Consider the following 16,954-nt stretch of genomic DNA (forward strand, 5'->3'; position numbering starts at 1 on the left):
TCCTTAGGTTTCACGGTGGTTTTACTTGCGCTTTTCTTCTGCCACCCGCTGGAGGTGCCCCGTGCTGGGTCCCGTGATCCTCGCCGCTTCGCGCAGCGACAAGATGCGTCGTATCGTCTCGGCCGCCCCGGTGACCAAGCCCGTGGTGAACCGGTTCATCCCCGGTGAGACCGTCGACCAGGTCATCCCGATCGTCGAGGACCTCACCCAGGCCGGCCTGGAGGTCACCCTCGACGTCGTCGGCGAGGACATCACCGAGGTGGAGCAGTCCCACGCCGCCCGTGACGCCTACCTCCGGCTCATCGAGCGCCTCGCGGAGCTCGGCCTCGGCGAGAAGGCCGAGATGTCCGTGAAGCTGTCCATGTTCGGCCAGGCGCTGGAGGGCGGCCACGAGCTGGCGCTCGCCAACGTCCGCCCGGTCGTCGAGGCGGCCGCCGCCATCGGCACCACCGTCACGCTGGACGCCGAGGACCACACCACCCTCGACTCGATGTTCGCCATCCACGAGGAACTGCGCAAGGACTTCCCGCAGACCGGCTGCGTGATCCAGGCGTACCTCTTCCGCACCGAGGCCGACGCCCGCCGCCTGGCCGCGGGCGGCAGCCGCGTGCGGATCGTCAAGGGCGCCTACAAGGAGCCCGCCGAGGTCGCCTACCAGGACAAGGCGGAGATCGACAAGGCGTACGTCCGCATCCTGAGGATCCTGATGGACGGCAAGGGCTACCCGATGATCGGGTCCCACGACCCGCGCCTCATCGCCATCGGCCAGGAGCTCGCCCGCAAGGCCGGGCGCAAGCTGGACGAGTACGAATTCCAGATGCTGTACGGCATCCGCAGCGAGGAGCACCTGCGGCTCGCCGCCGAGGGCCACCGGATGCGCGTCTACACCGCGTACGGGACGGACTGGTACGGCTACTTCATGCGCCGCCTCGCGGAGAAGCCGGCCAACCTGCTCTTCTTCGTCCGCTCGATGATCACCAAGAACTAGCCTCGAACCAGGTCAAGGAGTTACCAGCCCCATGGATGCTGTGACCCAGGTCCCCGCTCCGGTCAACGAGCCGGTCCACTCGTACGCCCCCGGCACCCCGGAGCGCACGCGCCTCGAAGAGCAGCTCAAGCAGCTGTCCGAGAACCCGATCGACCTCCCGATGACGATCAACGGCGTCAAGCGGATGGGCGGCGGCGAGCGTTTCGACGTGGTCCAGCCGCACGACCACAAGTCGGTGCTCGGCACCTACGCCAACGCCACCGAGGCCGACGCCCAGGAGGCGATCGACGCCGCCCTGGCCGCCGCCCCGGCCTGGCGCGCCATGTCCTTCGACGACCGCGCCGCGATCATCCTGCGCGCCGCCGAGCTGCTGTCCGGCCCGTGGCGGGAGAAGCTCGCCGCCTCCACCATGCTGGGCCAGTCGAAGACCGCCCAGCAGGCGGAGATCGACACCCCGTGCGAGCTCGTCGACTTCTGGCGCTTCAACGTCCACTTCGCCCGCCAGATCCTGGCCGAGCAGCCGGTCGCGAACTCCGCCGGCGTGTGGAACCGCAGCGACCACCGCCCGCTGGAGGGCTTCGTCTACGCGATCACGCCGTTCAACTTCACCGCCATCGCCGGCAACCTGCCGACCGCTCCCGCCCTGATGGGCAACGTGGTCCTGTGGAAGCCGTCCCCGACGCAGACCCACTCCGCGGTCCTCCTCATGGAGCTCCTGGAGGAGGCCGGCCTGCCCAAGGGCGTCATCAACCTGGTGACGGGCGACGGCATCGCCGTCTCCGAGGTGGCCCTGAACCACCCCGAGCTGGCCGGCATCCACTTCACCGGCTCGACCAAGACCTTCCAGCACCTGTGGAAGACGGTCGGCAACAACATCGAGAAGTACAAGTCCTACCCGCGCCTGGTCGGCGAGACCGGCGGCAAGGACTTCGTCGTCGCGCACCCGTCCGCGGACCGCGCCATCCTGAAGACCGCCCTGACCCGCGGCTCCTTCGAGTTCCAGGGCCAGAAGTGCTCGGCGTCCTCGCGCGCCTACGTCCCCGCCTCGATCTGGAACGACGGCTTCAAGGAGGCCTTCGCGGCCGAGGTCGACGGCATCACCATGGGCCCGGTCACCGACCTGTCCAACTTCATCGGCGCCGTCATCGACGACCGGTCCTTCGCGAAGAACAAGGCCGCCATCGACCGCGCCAAGGCCGACCCGACCTGCGAGATCGTCGCCGGCGGCACCTACGACGACTCGGAGGGCTACTTCGTCCGCCCGACCGTCATCGCGTGCACCGACCCGGAGAACGAGGTCTTCACGACCGAGTACTTCGGCCCGATCCTGGCGATCCACGTCTACGAGGACGAGAACTACGAGGCCATGCTGGCGCAGATGGAGTCCGTCTCGGCGTACGCCCTGACCGGCTCGATCATCGCCGCGGACCGCTACGCGGCGGCGGACGCGATGGAGAAGCTCCGCTTCGCGGCGGGCAACTTCTACATCAACGACAAGTCCACCGGCGCCGTCGTCGGCCAGCAGCCCTTCGGCGGCGGCCGCGCCTCGGGCACCAACGACAAGGCCGGCGCCGCGTCCAACCTCCTGCGCTGGACCTCGACCCGCTCCATCAAGGAGACCCTGGTCCCGCCGACCGAGTACGGCTACCCCCACATGGGCTGATCTCCGGCCCCCGCTGAACCCCGCCCCCGCTCCGGTACCCCCAAGTCCGGAGCGGGGGCGGTATCCATGTCCCACCCCGGTGGGATAGCGGCGGGCGGAGCCTTCGCAGTCGCGTCACACCTCCACGATGACCTGGTCCAGCGACTTGCGGACCAGGTCCGGGACCACGCAGTCGTCCGCCGGGTAGCCGACCGGGATGACCGCGAACGCCTTCTCGTTCGCCGGGCGGTTCAGGACGTGGCCCAGGAAGCGCATCGGGCTCGGCGTGTGGATCAGCGCGGCGAGACCGCTCAGGTGCAGGGCGGACAGGAGCATGCCGACCGCGATGCCGACCGACTCGTCCACGTAGTAGTGCTTGCGCTTCGTGCCGTCCGGGCCGAGCCAGTACCGCTGCTGGAAGACCACGATCAGCGCGGGGGCGTCCGTGAGGTGGGTCTTCACGGCGTCCGTGCCCAGCGGGCGCAGGGCCGCCAGCCATTCGTCGCCGAGGCGGCCGTCGTAGGAGAGCTCCTCCTCCTGTTCCGCGGCCGCGCGGATCTGCCCGCGGACGGCCGGGTCCTTGACCAGGACGAAGTTCCACGGCTGCTGGTGGGCCCCGGACGGCGCCGTCGCCGCGCACGCGATGGCGTCCAGGACGACCTGCTCGGGCACCTGGTCGGGGGAGAAGTGGCGTACGGTCCGCCGCTCGTCCATCCTGGCCCGCAACTCGGCGGCCCGCGCGAGGGATTCGTGCTGCGGCATCCGCTCGGGCCGGTAGGCGGCGGGACGGTACGGCTGGCCGTGGGTGGGCGTCCACTGCTGGGTATCGGGCGACATGGGCCGAGTCTGCCGAGGCACTGGTCCAGACCGCTAGAGCGGCTTCGGCCGATGGCGGCCGGTGTACGGCGTTCGGCGTCCGCAATGCGGTCCTTGGTACCGTCGCGGGACGAGCGGCGGGCAGGTCCCGTGCGCGGTACACCGACTGGCTGGAGCAGTGATGGACACGCTGACCGCGCACACCTCGCAACTGACCGCCGACGAGCTCCGCGCGATCAGGTCCCTCCTCGACGACGCCTTCGAAGGGGACTTCGCCGACGAGGACTTCGAGCACGCGCTCGGCGGGATGCACGTCGTGATCGGCGTGGACGGCCGGCTCGTCGCCCACGGCAGCGTCGTGCAGCGGCGGGTCGTGCACCGCGGACGCGCCCTGCGCACCGGATACGTCGAAGCCGTGGCCGTACGGGCCGACCTGCGGCGCCAGGGCCTCGGCAAGCAGGTGATGGCCCGGCTGGAGGAGGTCGTCGCGGGGGCATACGAACTCGGCGCGCTCTCGGCGTCCGAGGAGGGGGCCGGGCTCTACCTCGCCCGCGGCTGGTCGGTGTGGCCGGGCCGGCTGGGGGCGCTCTCGCCGGACGGACCGGTGCGGCTGCCCGAGGAGGAGGGCTCCGCCTACGTGTGGTCGCCGCCCGGCGGTGTCCGGCTGGACCCCGCCGCGCCGCTCGACTTCGACTGGCGCGACGGCGACGTCCTTTAGTGCCGTTTGGGCCTCAGCCCCGCCTCCATCCGTGCGGCAGGAGTTCGGCGGACTCACGTCGGCCGGACATCAGCCGTCGATCCGCACCAGCATCTTGCCCACGTTGTCCCCGCGGAGCATGCCCCGGAAGGCGTCCACCGTGTGCTCGAACCCCTGCACGACGGTGGTGTCGGTGCCGATCCGGCCACTGCGCAGATGGGGGACGAGGAAGTCCTCCAACTCCTCCTGCAGACCGGTGTGGTGGCGGACCAGCACACCCTCCAGGCGCAGCGACTTGTGCACGACCTCGAAGAGGTTGCGGGGCGCGGCGGGGGAGCGGTCGCCGTTGTAGGTCGAGACGGCGCCGACCCAGGCGATCCGGCCGAACTCCCGCAGCGCCCCGATCGCGCCCTCCAGGTGCTCCCCGCCCACGTTGTCCACGTAGACGTCGATGCCCTCGGGGGCGGCCTTCGCGAGCTGCTCGCCTACGGGGCCGTCGTGGTAGTCGAACGCCGCGTCGAAGCCGAGGACTTCGGTCAGGTGGCGGACCTTGGCCGCCGAGCCGGCGCTGCCGACGATCCGCCGGGCGCCCAGCAGCCGCGCGATGTGCCCGGTGGCGGTGCCGACCCCGCCCGCGGCGGCGGAGACGAACAGGTCCTCGCCTTCGCGGAGTACTGCGGTCCGCGTCAGTGCGGCGTACGCCGTCAGGCCGGTGCCGCCCAGGATCGAGAGGTACGCCTCCAGCGGGACGCCCGCGTGGCGGCGCAGTGTGCGCGTACCGGCCACGCCGAGGGTGACGAGGGCGTGCGTGCGCCAGCCCTCCCGGTGGAAGACCAGGTCGCCCTCGCGCAGCCCCGGGTCGCGGGAGGCGATCACGCGGCCCACCGAGCGGCCCTCCAGCGGGGTGTTCAGCTCGAAGCTGTCCTCGCCGCCGTCCATCAGGCCGCGGTGGTACGGGTCCACGGAGAGCAGCAGGTTTTCCACCAGGGCGGTGCCGGGTCGCGGCTCGGGGACCGGGGAGGCGACGTAGGCGAAGTCGCAGGCGGCGGGGAAGCCGTCGGGGCGGGCGATCTGGTGGACGGCGTGAGCGGTGTGCGTGGTCATGGACCTGACGCTAGGAAGGAATCGCCGGGCCTGGCAGAGGGTTGCGTTCATGGAAGCCACACATCCATGAACGACACTCATACAACGAGGTGGGGGCCCGGTGTCCGATCTCCTCCCGCAGGAACTGCGGATCCTGGTCGCCGTCGCGGAAGCCGGCGGCTTCTCCGCCGCAGCCGTGGCGCTCGGCCTCACCCAGTCGGCCGTGTCCCACTCGGTGCGCGGCAGCGAGGCCAAGCTCGGCGCGGTGCTCTTCGAGCGGGGGCGGTCCGGGGCGTCACCCACACCGGCGGGGGAGCTGGCGGTCGGCCACGCCCGCCGCATCCTGCGGCTGTACGAGGCCATGCGCGCGGAGGCGCGCGGCGCGGGCCGGGAGGCGGGCCGCGACACGCTCGGGGGGGTGCTGCGGATCGCGGCGTTCCGCAGCGCCGCCCTGCACCTGCTGCCACCCGCCCTGGAGCGGCTGACCGCCCGCCATCCAGGGATCCGCCCCGAGGTCCGCGTGGTGCGCGAGATCGGCGCCGGCGCGGCCGGGGAAGTGGCGGCGGGCCGCGCGGACCTGGGCATCGCCACCCTCGGCGGGTCGCAGGAGGCGCCGCCCCCCGGCCTGCTGACGGGGGTGCTCGCGCAGGAGGCGTACCGGCTGGTCCACCCGGCCGGGCACCCGGACCCGAGGTCGCTGCCCCTCATGGACTGGGACGAGAACTGCGGCTCCTACACCCGCGCCTGGTGGCGGGCCCAGGACTGGATCCCGCGGGCCACGGTCAAGGCGCAGGACGACGCGATGGTGCTGACCATGGTCGGGCGCGGGATCGGCATGGCGATCATGCCCGAGCTGTCCCTGCGGGACGCGACCGAGGCGGTGAAGATCACCGGTCTGGGCCCGCAGGGGCCGGTGAGGCAGGTGGGATACGTCACTACGGCGGAAGCCGCCGCAACCCGCATCGTCATGGCTCTGATCAGGGAACTCCGGTCTGGGAGGGGCTGAAACGGAGCCTCAGGGCGAGGCTTTCGGAGGGGATCCGCGTCTCAGATAGTAGGAAGTCCGAGTAATTGCCGAGACATACAGCGGGTCCTGGCCTAGCTTTGTAGAAGCCGAACGTCTCGCCGATCAGGCGAATGGCGGTCGAGAGCGTGTGCCCCTGGCAGGCAACCCCTGCGGCGCGCTGCTCCCCGCCTCTTCCGGCGCCTTGAAGGAACCCCTCATCCGTGGCCCCGCCACGCCGTGATCTCAAGGAGTCGATCACCATGACCGCAACCACCACCGCCCGCCGCGTCCGCCACGCCTCCGCCTCGGCCGACGAGCGCAAGAACGCCGTCGCGGCCCTGCAGCGCGCCCTCGACCGCCGTGACAACGGCGGCTCTACCGGCCACTGAGGCAGCGCAGGCCCAGAACGTACAGCGCAGGTCCGGGACATTTCACGTCCACATGGTGGACGTGAAATGTCTGAGGACTGGACACGGAGTACGGTTTCGCCATGTCGACCAGCATCAATCTCGCAGTGATCCCCGGTGATGGCATCGGCCAGGAAGTCGTGGCTCAGGGACTCAAGGTCCTTACCGCGGTCCTGCCCCAGGATGTGAAGCTGGAGACCAGGCAATACGACCTCGGCGCCCAGCGCTGGCACCGCACCGGTGAGACCCTCCCGGACGCGGAACTCGAAGCCCTCAAGCACCACGACGCGATCCTGCTGGGCGCCATCGGCGACCCCTCGGTCCCGTCCGGCGTGCTGGAGCGCGGCCTGCTGCTCAAGCTGCGCTTCGCCTTCGACCACTTCATCAACCTGCGCCCGTCGAAGCTGTTCCCCAACACCGCCACCCCGCTGGCGGGCCGCCCGGACATCGACTTCGTCGTCGTCCGCGAGGGCACCGAGGGCCCGTACACCGGCAACGGCGGCAGCCTGCGCACCGGTACCCCCGCCGAGGTGGCCACCGAGGTCAGCGTCAACACGGCGTACGGCGTCGAGCGCGTCGTCCGTGACGCGTACGAGCGGGCCAACTCCCGCCCCCGCAAGAAGCTGACGCTGGTCCACAAGAACAACGTCCTCGTGTACGCGGGCCACATGTGGAAGAACATCTTCGACAAGGTCGGCCAGGAGTACCCCGAGGTCACCACCGACTACCTGCACGTCGACGCGGCGACGATCTTCTTCGTCACCCAGCCGGAGCGCTTCGACGTCATCGTCACGGACAACCTCTTCGGTGACATCCTCACCGACCTGGCCGCCGCCGTCACCGGCGGAATCGGCCTGGCCGCCTCCGGGAACATCAACCCGACCGGCGCCTTCCCGTCCATGTTCGAGCCCGTCCACGGCTCCGCCCCGGACATCGCCGGCACCGGCAAGGCCGACCCGACCGCGACGATCCTCTCCGTCGCCCTCCTGCTGCGGCACCTGGGCTACGAGTCCGAGGCCGTCCGGATCGAGGACGCGGTCTCCGTCGACCTCGCGGAACGTGACGGAACCTTCCGCTCCACCGACGCGATCGGCGACGCCCTCGCCGCGCGAGTAGCCGGCTGACCCGGCCGCTCCACCTCAGGAAGCCGCCGGGTCACAATGGGACCTGGCGGCTTTTCCTGTGCGGCCCCGGGTGCCACCATCTCCCCTGGGCCGCAATCCCCCCGCTTCTCCGAAGCCTGCCCGCGCGCGATAATCGAACGCGAGGCCGCGGAATGCGGGGAAGCTCGGACGTCCTAGTACGCCGTGAGCGCGGTCCGCCATACACAACCGGTGAAGGACAAGCACTCATGACGACGCCCACGATCGAGCTCAAGCCCTCCTCGAACCCGCTGTCCGACGCGGAGCGCGAGGCGATCCTGGCCAGCCCCGGCTTCGGCCGCCACTTCACCGACCACATGGTGACGATCAAGTGGACCGAGGGCCGCGGCTGGCACGACGCCGAACTGGTCCCGTACGCGCCGCTCTCGATCGACCCGGCGAACATGACCCTGCACTACGCGCAGACGATCTTCGAGGGCCTCAAGGCCTACCGCCAGCCCGACGGCACCGTCGCCACCTTCCGCCCCGAGGCCAACGCCGAGCGCTTCCAGGCCTCGGCGCGCCGCATGGCGATGCCGGAGCTTCCGGTCGAGCTCTTCATCGAGGCCTGCGACGCCCTGATCAAGCAGGACCGCGCCTGGGTGCCGGACTCCGGCGAGGCCTCCCTCTACCTGCGCCCGTTCATGTTCGCCTCCGAGGTCGGCCTCGGCGTCCGCCCGGCCAACGAGTTCCTCTTCATCGTCATCGCTTCCCCCGCCGGCGCGTACTTCCCCGGGGGCGTCAAGCCCGTCTCCGTCTGGCTCTCCGAGGACTACGTCCGCGCGGTCAAGGGCGGAACCGGCGCCGCCAAGACCGGCGGCAACTACGCGGCCTCGCTGGTCGCGCAGGCCCAGGCCGCCTCGCACGGCTGCGACCAGGTGGTCTGGCTCGACGCCGTCGAGCACCGCTGGATCGAGGAGATGGGCGGGATGAACCTGTACTTCGTGTACGGGGACCGCATCGTCACCCCCGAGCTCACCGGCTCGCTGCTGCCCGGCATCACCCGCGACTCCCTCCTCACCATCGCCCGCGACCTCGGCTACACCGCCGAGGAGGGCCGCCTGACCACCGAGGACTGGCAGCGCGACAACGCCAACGGCACCCTCACCGAGGTGTTCGCCTGCGGTACGGCCGCCGTCATCACCCCGGTCGGCTCGGTCAAGTCCGAGCGCGCCAACTGGATCCAGGGCGACGGCGAGCCCGGCTCCGTCACCATGCGGCTGCGCAAGGCCCTGCTGGAGCTCCAGACCGGCCAGGCCGCCGACACCCACGGCTGGATGCACCCCCTGGGCTAGTCGCCCGCATACGCGAGCGGGCCCGCACTCCGGAGGACTCCGGGGCGCGGGCCCGCTTCGCGTACCGGGGGAGGCGGCTCAGGCGTTCGCGGGTTCCTCGGCGGCGGCGGCCGGAGCCGGGGCGGGAGCGCGGCGGGCGGTGAGGGAGGTGAGGGCGGTGTACACGAGCCCGCCGGTGAGGCCGGAGAACACGAAGGAGCAGTCCACGCCGCCGGTGAGGGCGAGCAGCGGGCCCTCGTAGAAGGGGGTGGTCACGGCGAGCAGGCCGACGGCCGCGCCGACCGCCCAGGAGGCGGTGGCCGCGACGTTCCAGCCGGAGCGGTACCAGTAGATCCCGCCCACCGAGCGGCGGTTGAAGACCTGCAGCGCGTCGGCGTCGTAGATCCCCCGGCAGCGGACGTGGCCGATCAGGGTGATCACGGCCCACGGGGTGCCGACCGCGGTCAGCAGCAGCACGAAGGACGTCATCGCGGACTGCACGTCCCACCCGAAGGACCCGAAGAAGACGAAGGCGGTGGCGACGACCGCGGCGATCACCGTGGCCGTGGTGCGGGTGGCGCGGGGGACGATCGCGTCGAGGTCCAGGCCCATGGAGTAGAGCATCAGCCCGGCGTTGCCGACCGAGCCGGCCGCGGCGGCGGCCAGCAGCGGGAGCAGGTACCACAACGGCGCCGCCGCGACGAGCGGACCGGCGTAGTCCAGGCCCGCCCGGGCGGCCAGGGCCGTGTAGGTGCCGAAGAGCTGCGGGATCAGCAGACCGGCCAGCAAGCCGAAGGCGGTGGCCCACAGGACCGTGCGCGAGCCGTGGCGGCGCGGGGAGACGTAGCGCGTGTAGTCGCCCAGCAGGGTGATGAAGGCGACGGGCCCGCTGAGCCCGGCGGCGACGGCGGCCAGCAGCCACGTCGGCCAGAAGGAACCGAGCAGGTACGGCGTCTCGGGCGGCGCCGCCGCGGTGAAGTCCGGGGCGTAGGCGACGATGCCCGCCGCCAGCAGCACCACCATGGCGATGGACAGCACCTTGCTCATGCGCAGCAGCAGCCGGTAGCCGAAAACGGCCGCGACGACGGTGCACGCGGCGAGCAGGCCGTACATCACGGCCCGGGAGGGACCGGTGTCCGGGAGCCCGGTCAGCCGCGCGAGCGTGCCGACCATGACGTCGCCGCCGATCCACAGCGTGAGCGCCATGTAGCCGAGCGAGAGCAGCAGGCCCACCACCGATCCCACGAGCCGCCCGCGCACACCGAACTGCGCGCCGCTGGAGGTGGAGAGGTTGGTCGCGGTGCGCAGGGAGACGAGCGCCAGCGGCGCGGTGAAGGCGATGCCGGCGAGGGTGCCGGTCACGATGGCCGTGACCGAGGGCCACAGGCCCAGTCCGAAGGACGGGGGCAGCCAGCCGAAGACGATCACACCGAGGCAGAGGTTGGAGCCGAGAAGGATCGAGATCAGGTCGCGGGGACCACTCGTCCGCTCCTCCTCCGGAATGGTGTCGACTCCGCGCTGTTCGATGGGCATGGGGGACTCCCTTGGCAGGGCGGGGGGTGGCTGCGCTTCGTTTGAGCGACACTCAATGTGACTCAAGCCCTGTGCTCAGGTCAATGATTCCCTGCAAGGAAACCAAGAGTTAGAGTGATGCTCTAACCCATTGACTCAAGAGGTGGTGGATCGGCGTGCGGCTGACCCCTACGGAGCGCGACCGGCTGCTGCTCCGCAGCGCTGCGGAACTGGCCAGGGCCCGGCGGGCCCGCGGTCTGAGGCTCAATGTCCCGGAGGCCACCGCGCTGATCGCGGACACGGTCTGTGAGGCCGCGCGCGACGGCAAACGGCTCGCAGAGGCCATCGAGGAGGCCCGCGGCGTGCTCGGTCCCGAGGACGTCCTGCCGGGCGTCGCCGACGTGGTCACCGAGGTGCACGTGGAGGCCGTCTTCGACGACGGATCCCGCCTCGCCGTGGTCTCGTCCCCCGTCCGGGGCGCGGTGCCGCTCGGCGACGACGCCCCGGGCGCCGTCGTCCCCGGCCCCGGTGTCCCGCAGCCGGAGCCGGTCCTCCACCTGCACGTGCGCAACACCGCCGACGTCCCGGTGAGCGTGACCTCGCACTTCCACTTCTTCGAGGCGAACCCGCGCCTGGACTTCGACCGCGCCGCGGCCTACGGGATGCGGCTGTGCGTTCCGGCGGGCTCGTCCGTACGGTTCGACCCGCACGGCGAGGGCGATGTCGGCCTCGTCCCCCTCGGGGGAGACCGCATCGCGATCGGCTTCGCGGGACTGGTCGACGGCCCGCTCGACGCCCCCGGCGCCAAGGAGGAGGCCCTGCGCCGCGCGGCGGCCTGCGGCTACCTGGGCGCTTCCCCGACCGCGGCCGGCCAGGCCGATGCCACCGACCGCCCGGAAGGGACGACGGCATGAGCAGGCAGACCCCGCACACCGATCACAGTGCCCACTGCGCGCCGGGCAGCCGGCACATCGATCCGTACGAGTACGCGGCCGTCTTCGGCCCCCGGGCGGGCGACCGGGTCCGGCTCGGTGATTCCGGGCTGACCGTGCGGGTGGAATCGGACGCGCAGAAGCCGGGGGACGAGTTCCTGGCGGGCTTCGGCAAGACGGCCCGTGACGGTCTGCACCTGAAGGCGGCGGCGGTCCGGGAGACGTGCGATGTGGTGATCAGCAACGTGCTGGTCATCGATGCCGTCCTCGGGATCCGCAAGGTGTCCGTCGGTATCCGTGAGGGCCGGATCCACGCGATCGGCCGGGCCGGCAACCCCGACACCCTCGACGGCGTCGACGTCGTCGTCGGCACCGGAACCTCGATCGTCTCCGGCGAGGGCCTGATCGCCACCGCCGGCGCCGTGGACACGCACGTCCACCTGCTGTCACCGCGCATCATGGAGGCCTCCCTCGCCGCGGGTGTCACCACCGTCATCGGCCAGGAGTTCGGCCCCGTCTGGGGCGTCGGCGTCAACTCCCCGTGGGCCCTGGAGCACGCCTTCAACGCCTTCGACGCCTGGCCGGTCAACATCGGCTTCCTCGCCCGCGGCTCGTCCTCCGACGCGGCCCCCCTCGTCGAGGCCCTCGCCGAGGGCGGCGCCTGCGGTTTCAAGGTCCACGAGGACATGGGCGCACACACCCGAGCCCTGGACACGGCGCTGCGGGTGGCCGAGGACCACGACGTACAGGTCGCCCTGCATTCGGACGGCCTCAACGAATGCCTGTCGGTGGAGGACACCCTGCGGGTGCTGGAAGGGCGGACGATCCATGCCTTCCACATCGAGGGCTGCGGCGGCGGCCACGTCCCCAACGTCCTGAAGATGGCGGGCGTGCCGAACGTCATCGGCTCCTCCACCAACCCGACGCTGCCGTTCGGGCGGGACGCGGTCGCCGAGCACTACGGGATGATCGTTTCCGTCCATGACCTCAAGCCGGACCTGCCGGGCGATGCCGCGATGGCACGCGACCGGATCCGGGCCGGGACGATGGGCGCCGAGGACGTGCTGCACGACCTGGGCGCGATCGGGATCACCTCCTCCGACGCCCAGGGCATGGGCCGGGCCGGGGAGACGATCCGCCGCACCTTCGCGATGGCGGCGAAGATGAAGGGCGAACTCGGCCCGCTGGACGGCGACGGCGAGAACGACGACAACGCCCGCGTCCTGCGCTACATGGCGAAGCTGACCATCAACCCGGCCATCGCCCACGGCCTCGCGCACGAGATCGGCTCCATCGAGGTCGGCAAGCTCGCCGACATCGTGCTCTGGCGGCCGCAGTTCTTCGGCGCCAAACCACAGCTCGTCCTGAAGTCCGGTTTCCCCGCCTACGGCGTCACCGGCGACCCCAACGCCGCCACCGACACCTGCGAACCCCTCGTCCTCGGACCGCAGTTCGGCTCGTACGGGGCCACCGCGGCCGACATCTCCGTCGCCTTCGTCTCGGCCGCGGCGGCGGCCCTGGGCGGCGACGAGATGCCGACCCGCCGCCGCCGGGTCGCCGTCCGCGGCACCCGCGGCATCGGACCAGGCGACCTGCTCCTCAACTCCCGGGTAGGCGCGGTCGACGTGGACGCGCGCAACGGACTCGTCTCCCTCGACGGCGAACCCCTGCGCTCCGAAGCCGCCGCATCGGTCTCCCTCAACCGCCTCTACTTCCTGTAAGCCAGCACAGCCGTAAGGACCTGCCTGCCATGACCACCAAGCCCGTGCACAACGGATTCCGGATGCCCGCCGAGTGGACGCCCCACGAGCGCACCTGGATGGCCTGGCCCAGCCCGAACCCGACCTTCACCACCGAGCAGGAGCTCACCGAGGCCCGCGAGGCCTGGGGCGCCGTCGCCCGCGCGGTCCGCGCGTACGAGCCCGTGACGCTCGTCGTCTCCCCGGGCGACGCGCAGAACGCCCGCGCGATCGCCGGAGCCGGAGCCGGCGACGGCCACGCGCTCGACGTGGTCGAGCGCGAGCTCGACGACGCCTGGATGCGCGACATCGGCCCGACCTTCGTCACCAACGATGTCGGCGAGCTGGCCGCGGTCGACTGGACCTTCAACGGCTGGGGCGCCCAGGAGTGGGCCCGCTGGGACCACGACTCGAAGATCGCCCGGCAGGTCTCGGACCTGCTCGGCACCCGCACGTTCAGCACCCCGCTGGTCAACGAGGGCGGCGCGATCCACGTCGACGGCGAAGGCACCGTGCTGCTCACCGAAACCGTCCAGCTGGGCAGGGGCCGCAACCCCGGCTGGACCCGCGAGCAGGTCGAGGCCGAGATCCACGCCCATCTGGGCACCACCAAGGCGATCTGGCTGCCGTACGGCCTGGCCGGCGACTACGGCACCTACGGCACCCAGGGCCACGTCGACATCGTCGCGGCCTTCGCCCGCCCGGGCGTGGTCATGGTGCACACCCAGCCCGACCCGTCCCACCCGGACCACGAGCGCTGCAAGGCCATCGCGGCTATCCTCCGCGCGTCCACCGACGCCCGGGGCCGGCAGCTGGAGGTCGTGGAGATCCCGGCGCCGACCGTGCTGGAGGAGGACGGCGAGTGGGTGGACTACTCCTACATCAACCACTACCTGTGCAACGACGGCGTCGTGCTGTGCTCCTTCGGCGACCCGCGCGACGAGGAGGCCGCCGAGATCTTCCGCGGCCTGTTCCCCGAACGGACCGTGACCCTCGTCGACGCACGTACGATTTTCGCGGGGGGTGGCGGTATCCACTGCATCACCCAGCAGCAGCCGAAGGCCTGACCTACGGCGGACCTCACGAAGGAGCGGCCCATGGCGGCGGGTGGAGTACCGGTACGGGCGGCGCGCAAGAACGCGCCCCCGCGCGAGGACGTACTCGTCGCCGCCATGGCCACGATCGCCGAGCGCGGGCTGGAGGGCCTGACCATGGCCGGCCTGGGCCGCGAGGTCGGCATGAGCAGCGGCCACCTCCTCTACTACTTCCGCAGCAAGGACGAGCTCCTGCTGCAGACCCTGGAGTGGAGCGAGGCCGAACTGGGCAGCGCGCGGCGGGCCCTGCTCGCCCGCCGCGGCCCGGTGGCCGAGCGCCTGCGGGCGTACGTGGACCTGTACGTGCCCACGCAGGCCCGCGACCCCCACTGGACGCTGTGGCTGGAGGTGTGGAACCGCTCCCAGAACGCCGGCCCCCAGGAACGCGACCGGCAGGCGGCCATCGAGGGAGCCTGGCACCGCGACCTGGTGGCGCTGCTCGCCGAAGGCATCTCCCGAGGGGAGTTCCGCCCGGTGGACGCCGAACGCGTGGCGACCCGCATCCGCGCCCTCCTCGACGGCTTCAGCATCCAGCTGGCGGTGGGCCTGCCGACCCTCGACCGGAGCGCCATCCTGGCCCACGTGCGCGAGTTCCTCACCGACACCCTCAGCCCCGACGGCGCCTGAGGCGCGGCAGCCGCCGCGGACGGACCGTCCTGCCCGCATGGTGAGATGCCTGTCCATCCGCGGTGGGCGGTGTGGCACACTGCCAGCGTGCCTGCTCAGCTCATGATTATCGCCAGCAGCGCGCCGGTCCCCAGTGGCCGCTGAACCGTGGAAGAACTTCGCGGACGCGGCCACCGTGCCTCGGACCCGCGTGCAGACCTCTCGCTACCCGCGAGGGGTTTTTTCGTTTCCCGGCCCATCCCTGCCGGGGCCGGACTGCGCGCGATGATGGGGGCAGTGACGCCGGACTTCCCCATGGGGGGATCTCCGGAACCACTCATCCGACAGGAGTCAGATCAGCATGACGACGACACCAGAGGCGGCAGCAGCGGTCCTCGACGACAGCTTCCACGTCTTCGACACCACCCTGCGCGACGGCGCCCAGCGTGAGGGCATCAACCTCACCGTCGCCGACAAGCTGACGATCGCGCGCCATCTGGACGACTTCGGAGTGGGCTTCATCGAGGGCGGCTGGCCCGGCGCCAACCCCCGCGACACCGAGTTCTTCGCCCGCGCCCGCGCGGAGATCGACTTCAAGAACGCCCAGCTGGTCGCCTTCGGCGCCACCCGCCGGGCCGGCGGCTCAGCCGACCAGGACCCGCAGGTGCGGGCCCTGCTGGAGTCCGGCGCCCCCGTGATCACGCTCGTGGCCAAGTCCCACGACCGCCATGTCGAACTCGCCCTTCGCACCACCCTGGACGAGAACCTGGAGATGGTCCGCGACACCGTCTCCCACCTCGTGGCCAAGGGCCGCCGGGTCTTCGTCGACTGCGAGCACTTCTTCGACGGCTACCGTGCCAACGCCGAGTACGCGAAGTCCGTCGTACGCACCGCCCACGAGGCCGGCGCCGACGTCGTCATCCTCTGCGACACCAACGGCGGCATGCTGCCCGCCCAGGTGTCGGCGACCGTCGCCACCGTCCTCGCCGACACCGGCGCCCGTCTGGGCATCCACGCCCAGGACGACACCGGCTGCGCCGTCGCCAACACCCTGGCCGCCGTCGACGCCGGCGCCACGCACGTCCAGTGCACCGCGAACGGCTACGGCGAGCGTGTCGGCAACGCCAACCTGTTCCCCGTCGTCGCCGCTCTGGAGATCAAGTACGGGCGCAAGGTGCTCCCCGACGGCGCGCTCGCCGAGATGACCCGGATCTCGCACGCCATCGCCGAGGTCGTCAACCTCACGCCCTCCACCCACCAGCCGTACGTCGGCGTCTCCGCCTTCGCGCACAAGGCGGGCCTGCACGCCTCGGCGATCAAGGTCGACCCGGACCTCTACCAGCACATCGACCCCGAGCGGGTCGGCAACACCATGCGCATGCTGGTCTCCGACATGGCCGGCCGCGCCTCCATCGAGCTCAAGGGCAAGGAGCTCGGCGTCGAGCTCGGCGGGGACCGCGCGCTGATCTCCAGGGTCGTGGAGCGGGTCAAGGAGCGCGAGCTCCAGGGCTACACCTACGAGGCGGCCGACGCCTCCTTCGAGCTGCTGCTGCGCGCCGAGGCGGAGGGGCGGGCGCGCAAGTACTTCCGCATCGAGTCCTGGCGGGCGATCGTCGAGGACCGCCCGGACGGCACCCACGCCAACGAGGCCACGGTCAAGCTGTGGGCCAAGGGCGAGCGGATCGTCGCGACGGCCGAGGGCAACGGCCCGGTCAACGCGCTGGACCGGGCCCTGCGGGTGGCGCTGGAGCGGTTCTACCCGCAGCTCGCCAAGTTCGAGCTGGTCGACTACAAGGTCCGCATCCTGGAGGGCACCCACGGCACGGAGTCCACCACCCGCGTGCTCGTCGCCACGACGGACGGGGTCCGCGAGTGGTCGACGGTCGGCGTCGCCCCGAACGTGATCGCCGCCTCCTGGCAGGCCCTGGAAGATGCGTTCACCTACGGCCTCCTCCACGCGGGCGTCGAACCGGCCGAGTAGACAGGGCCTTATGTCCTGCTCACACGGGAAAGTGC

Annotated in this window: 15 protein-coding genes; 12 read left to right on the forward strand and 3 right to left on the reverse strand. The window is 71.2% G+C overall.

Features of this window, described 5'->3' with window-relative positions; all coding sequences use genetic code 11:
- The first annotated feature begins 61 nt into the window (after positions 1 to 61).
- Together ACFWFZ_RS05240 and pruA are read left to right on the forward strand one after the other, a co-directional pair.
- A complete protein-coding gene (locus tag ACFWFZ_RS05240) occupies positions 62 to 988 on the forward strand; it encodes a proline dehydrogenase family protein (protein WP_387116882.1) in 927 nt (308 codons plus the stop codon).
- A gap of 31 nt (positions 989 to 1,019) precedes the next feature.
- Positions 1,020 to 2,651, forward strand: coding sequence for an L-glutamate gamma-semialdehyde dehydrogenase (gene pruA / locus ACFWFZ_RS05245; RefSeq protein WP_387116885.1), 1,632 nt, complete (start codon positions 1,020 to 1,022; stop codon positions 2,649 to 2,651).
- A gap of 114 nt (positions 2,652 to 2,765) precedes the next feature.
- Here pruA and ACFWFZ_RS05250 read toward each other — a convergent pair whose 3' ends face one another.
- Positions 2,766 to 3,467, reverse strand: coding sequence for a nitroreductase family protein (locus tag ACFWFZ_RS05250; protein ID WP_387116887.1), 702 nt, complete (start codon positions 3,465 to 3,467; stop codon positions 2,766 to 2,768).
- Between the two features lie 160 nt (positions 3,468 to 3,627).
- On the opposite strand from ACFWFZ_RS05250, the gene ACFWFZ_RS05255 reads away from it, so the two are divergent.
- A complete protein-coding gene (locus ACFWFZ_RS05255; RefSeq protein ID WP_387116889.1) occupies positions 3,628 to 4,164 on the forward strand; it encodes a GNAT family N-acetyltransferase in 537 nt (178 codons plus the stop codon).
- Between the two features lie 69 nt (positions 4,165 to 4,233).
- On the opposite strand, the gene ACFWFZ_RS05260 is transcribed toward ACFWFZ_RS05255, so the two are convergent.
- Positions 4,234 to 5,247, reverse strand: coding sequence for an NADP-dependent oxidoreductase (locus ACFWFZ_RS05260; protein WP_387116892.1), 1,014 nt, complete (start codon positions 5,245 to 5,247; stop codon positions 4,234 to 4,236).
- A gap of 100 nt (positions 5,248 to 5,347) precedes the next feature.
- Here ACFWFZ_RS05260 and ACFWFZ_RS05265 point away from each other — a divergent pair, with 100 nt between their 5' ends.
- The 4 genes from ACFWFZ_RS05265 to ACFWFZ_RS05280 all read left to right on the forward strand — a co-directional run bounded on the left by ACFWFZ_RS05265 (position 5,348) and on the right by ACFWFZ_RS05280 (position 9,076).
- On the forward strand, positions 5,348 to 6,232 hold the full coding sequence (locus tag ACFWFZ_RS05265) for a LysR family transcriptional regulator (RefSeq protein ID WP_387116895.1): 885 nt from the start codon (positions 5,348 to 5,350) through the stop codon (positions 6,230 to 6,232).
- A 260-nt stretch (positions 6,233 to 6,492) separates the two neighbouring features.
- Complete coding sequence (locus tag ACFWFZ_RS05270) at positions 6,493 to 6,621, forward strand: hypothetical protein (RefSeq protein ID WP_387116897.1); 129 nt, start codon at positions 6,493 to 6,495, stop codon at positions 6,619 to 6,621.
- Positions 6,622 to 6,722: 101 nt separating this feature from the next.
- Complete coding sequence (locus tag ACFWFZ_RS05275) at positions 6,723 to 7,763, forward strand: 3-isopropylmalate dehydrogenase (protein ID WP_387116901.1); 1,041 nt, start codon at positions 6,723 to 6,725, stop codon at positions 7,761 to 7,763.
- Between the two features lie 227 nt (positions 7,764 to 7,990).
- Positions 7,991 to 9,076: a branched-chain amino acid aminotransferase gene (locus ACFWFZ_RS05280; RefSeq protein ID WP_387116904.1), complete on the forward strand. Its 1,086-nt coding sequence runs from the start codon at positions 7,991 to 7,993 to the stop codon at positions 9,074 to 9,076.
- Between the two features lie 78 nt (positions 9,077 to 9,154).
- Here ACFWFZ_RS05280 and ACFWFZ_RS05285 read toward each other — a convergent pair whose 3' ends face one another.
- Entirely contained in the window at positions 9,155 to 10,588 is a 1,434-nt protein-coding gene (locus ACFWFZ_RS05285) for a cytosine permease (RefSeq protein ID WP_387116907.1), read from the reverse strand.
- 155 nt (positions 10,589 to 10,743) lie between these two features.
- Between ACFWFZ_RS05285 and ureA the strand changes: the two genes are divergently transcribed.
- The 5 genes from ureA to cimA all read left to right on the forward strand — a co-directional run bounded on the left by ureA (position 10,744) and on the right by cimA (position 16,919).
- Positions 10,744 to 11,481, forward strand: a complete 738-nt coding sequence (gene ureA, locus ACFWFZ_RS05290) for an urease subunit gamma (RefSeq protein WP_387116909.1) — start codon at positions 10,744 to 10,746, stop codon at positions 11,479 to 11,481.
- Complete coding sequence (locus tag ACFWFZ_RS05295; protein WP_387116912.1) at positions 11,478 to 13,220, forward strand: urease subunit alpha; 1,743 nt, start codon at positions 11,478 to 11,480, stop codon at positions 13,218 to 13,220. Before ureA ends, ACFWFZ_RS05295 begins: the two co-directional genes overlap by 4 nt.
- A 29-nt stretch (positions 13,221 to 13,249) precedes the next feature.
- Positions 13,250 to 14,305 (forward strand): agmatine/peptidylarginine deiminase, encoded by a 1,056-nt coding sequence (locus tag ACFWFZ_RS05300; RefSeq protein ID WP_387116915.1) that lies wholly within the window; start codon positions 13,250 to 13,252, stop codon positions 14,303 to 14,305.
- A gap of 30 nt (positions 14,306 to 14,335) precedes the next feature.
- Positions 14,336 to 14,959, forward strand: a complete 624-nt coding sequence (locus tag ACFWFZ_RS05305) for a TetR/AcrR family transcriptional regulator (RefSeq protein ID WP_387116918.1) — start codon at positions 14,336 to 14,338, stop codon at positions 14,957 to 14,959.
- A gap of 340 nt (positions 14,960 to 15,299) precedes the next feature.
- The gene (cimA, locus tag ACFWFZ_RS05310) at positions 15,300 to 16,919 is read left to right on the forward strand and encodes a citramalate synthase (RefSeq protein WP_387116921.1); all 1,620 of its coding nucleotides are present in this window, start codon (positions 15,300 to 15,302) and stop codon (positions 16,917 to 16,919) included.
- Positions 16,920 to 16,954 lie beyond the last annotated feature (35 nt).

Origin of the sequence: Streptomyces sp. NPDC060232 (genome assembly GCF_042726555.1) — a bacterium.
In the GTDB taxonomy this organism is placed as follows: domain Bacteria; phylum Actinomycetota; class Actinomycetes; order Streptomycetales; family Streptomycetaceae; genus Streptomyces.

Excerpts from the sequence above, each read along its gene's own strand:
- ACFWFZ_RS05280 (WP_387116904.1), top strand. The coding sequence starts at position 7,991 with ATGACGACGCCCACGATCGAGCTCAAGCCCTCCTCGAACCCGCTGTCC.
- ACFWFZ_RS05295 (WP_387116912.1), top strand. The coding sequence starts at position 11,478 with ATGAGCAGGCAGACCCCGCACACCGATCACAGTGCCCACTGCGCGCCG.
- ACFWFZ_RS05255 (WP_387116889.1), top strand. The coding sequence starts at position 3,628 with ATGGACACGCTGACCGCGCACACCTCGCAACTGACCGCCGACGAGCTC.
- cimA (WP_387116921.1), top strand. The coding sequence starts at position 15,300 with ATGACGACGACACCAGAGGCGGCAGCAGCGGTCCTCGACGACAGCTTC.
- ACFWFZ_RS05260 (WP_387116892.1), bottom strand. The coding sequence starts at position 5,247 with ATGACCACGCACACCGCTCACGCCGTCCACCAGATCGCCCGCCCCGAC.
- ACFWFZ_RS05250 (WP_387116887.1), bottom strand. The coding sequence starts at position 3,467 with ATGTCGCCCGATACCCAGCAGTGGACGCCCACCCACGGCCAGCCGTAC.
- ACFWFZ_RS05300 (WP_387116915.1), top strand. The coding sequence starts at position 13,250 with ATGACCACCAAGCCCGTGCACAACGGATTCCGGATGCCCGCCGAGTGG.
- ACFWFZ_RS05285 (WP_387116907.1), bottom strand. The coding sequence starts at position 10,588 with ATGCCCATCGAACAGCGCGGAGTCGACACCATTCCGGAGGAGGAGCGG.
- ACFWFZ_RS05275 (WP_387116901.1), top strand. The coding sequence starts at position 6,723 with ATGTCGACCAGCATCAATCTCGCAGTGATCCCCGGTGATGGCATCGGC.
- pruA (WP_387116885.1), top strand. The coding sequence starts at position 1,020 with ATGGATGCTGTGACCCAGGTCCCCGCTCCGGTCAACGAGCCGGTCCAC.
- ACFWFZ_RS05270 (WP_387116897.1), top strand. The coding sequence starts at position 6,493 with ATGACCGCAACCACCACCGCCCGCCGCGTCCGCCACGCCTCCGCCTCG.
- ACFWFZ_RS05305 (WP_387116918.1), top strand. The coding sequence starts at position 14,336 with ATGGCGGCGGGTGGAGTACCGGTACGGGCGGCGCGCAAGAACGCGCCC.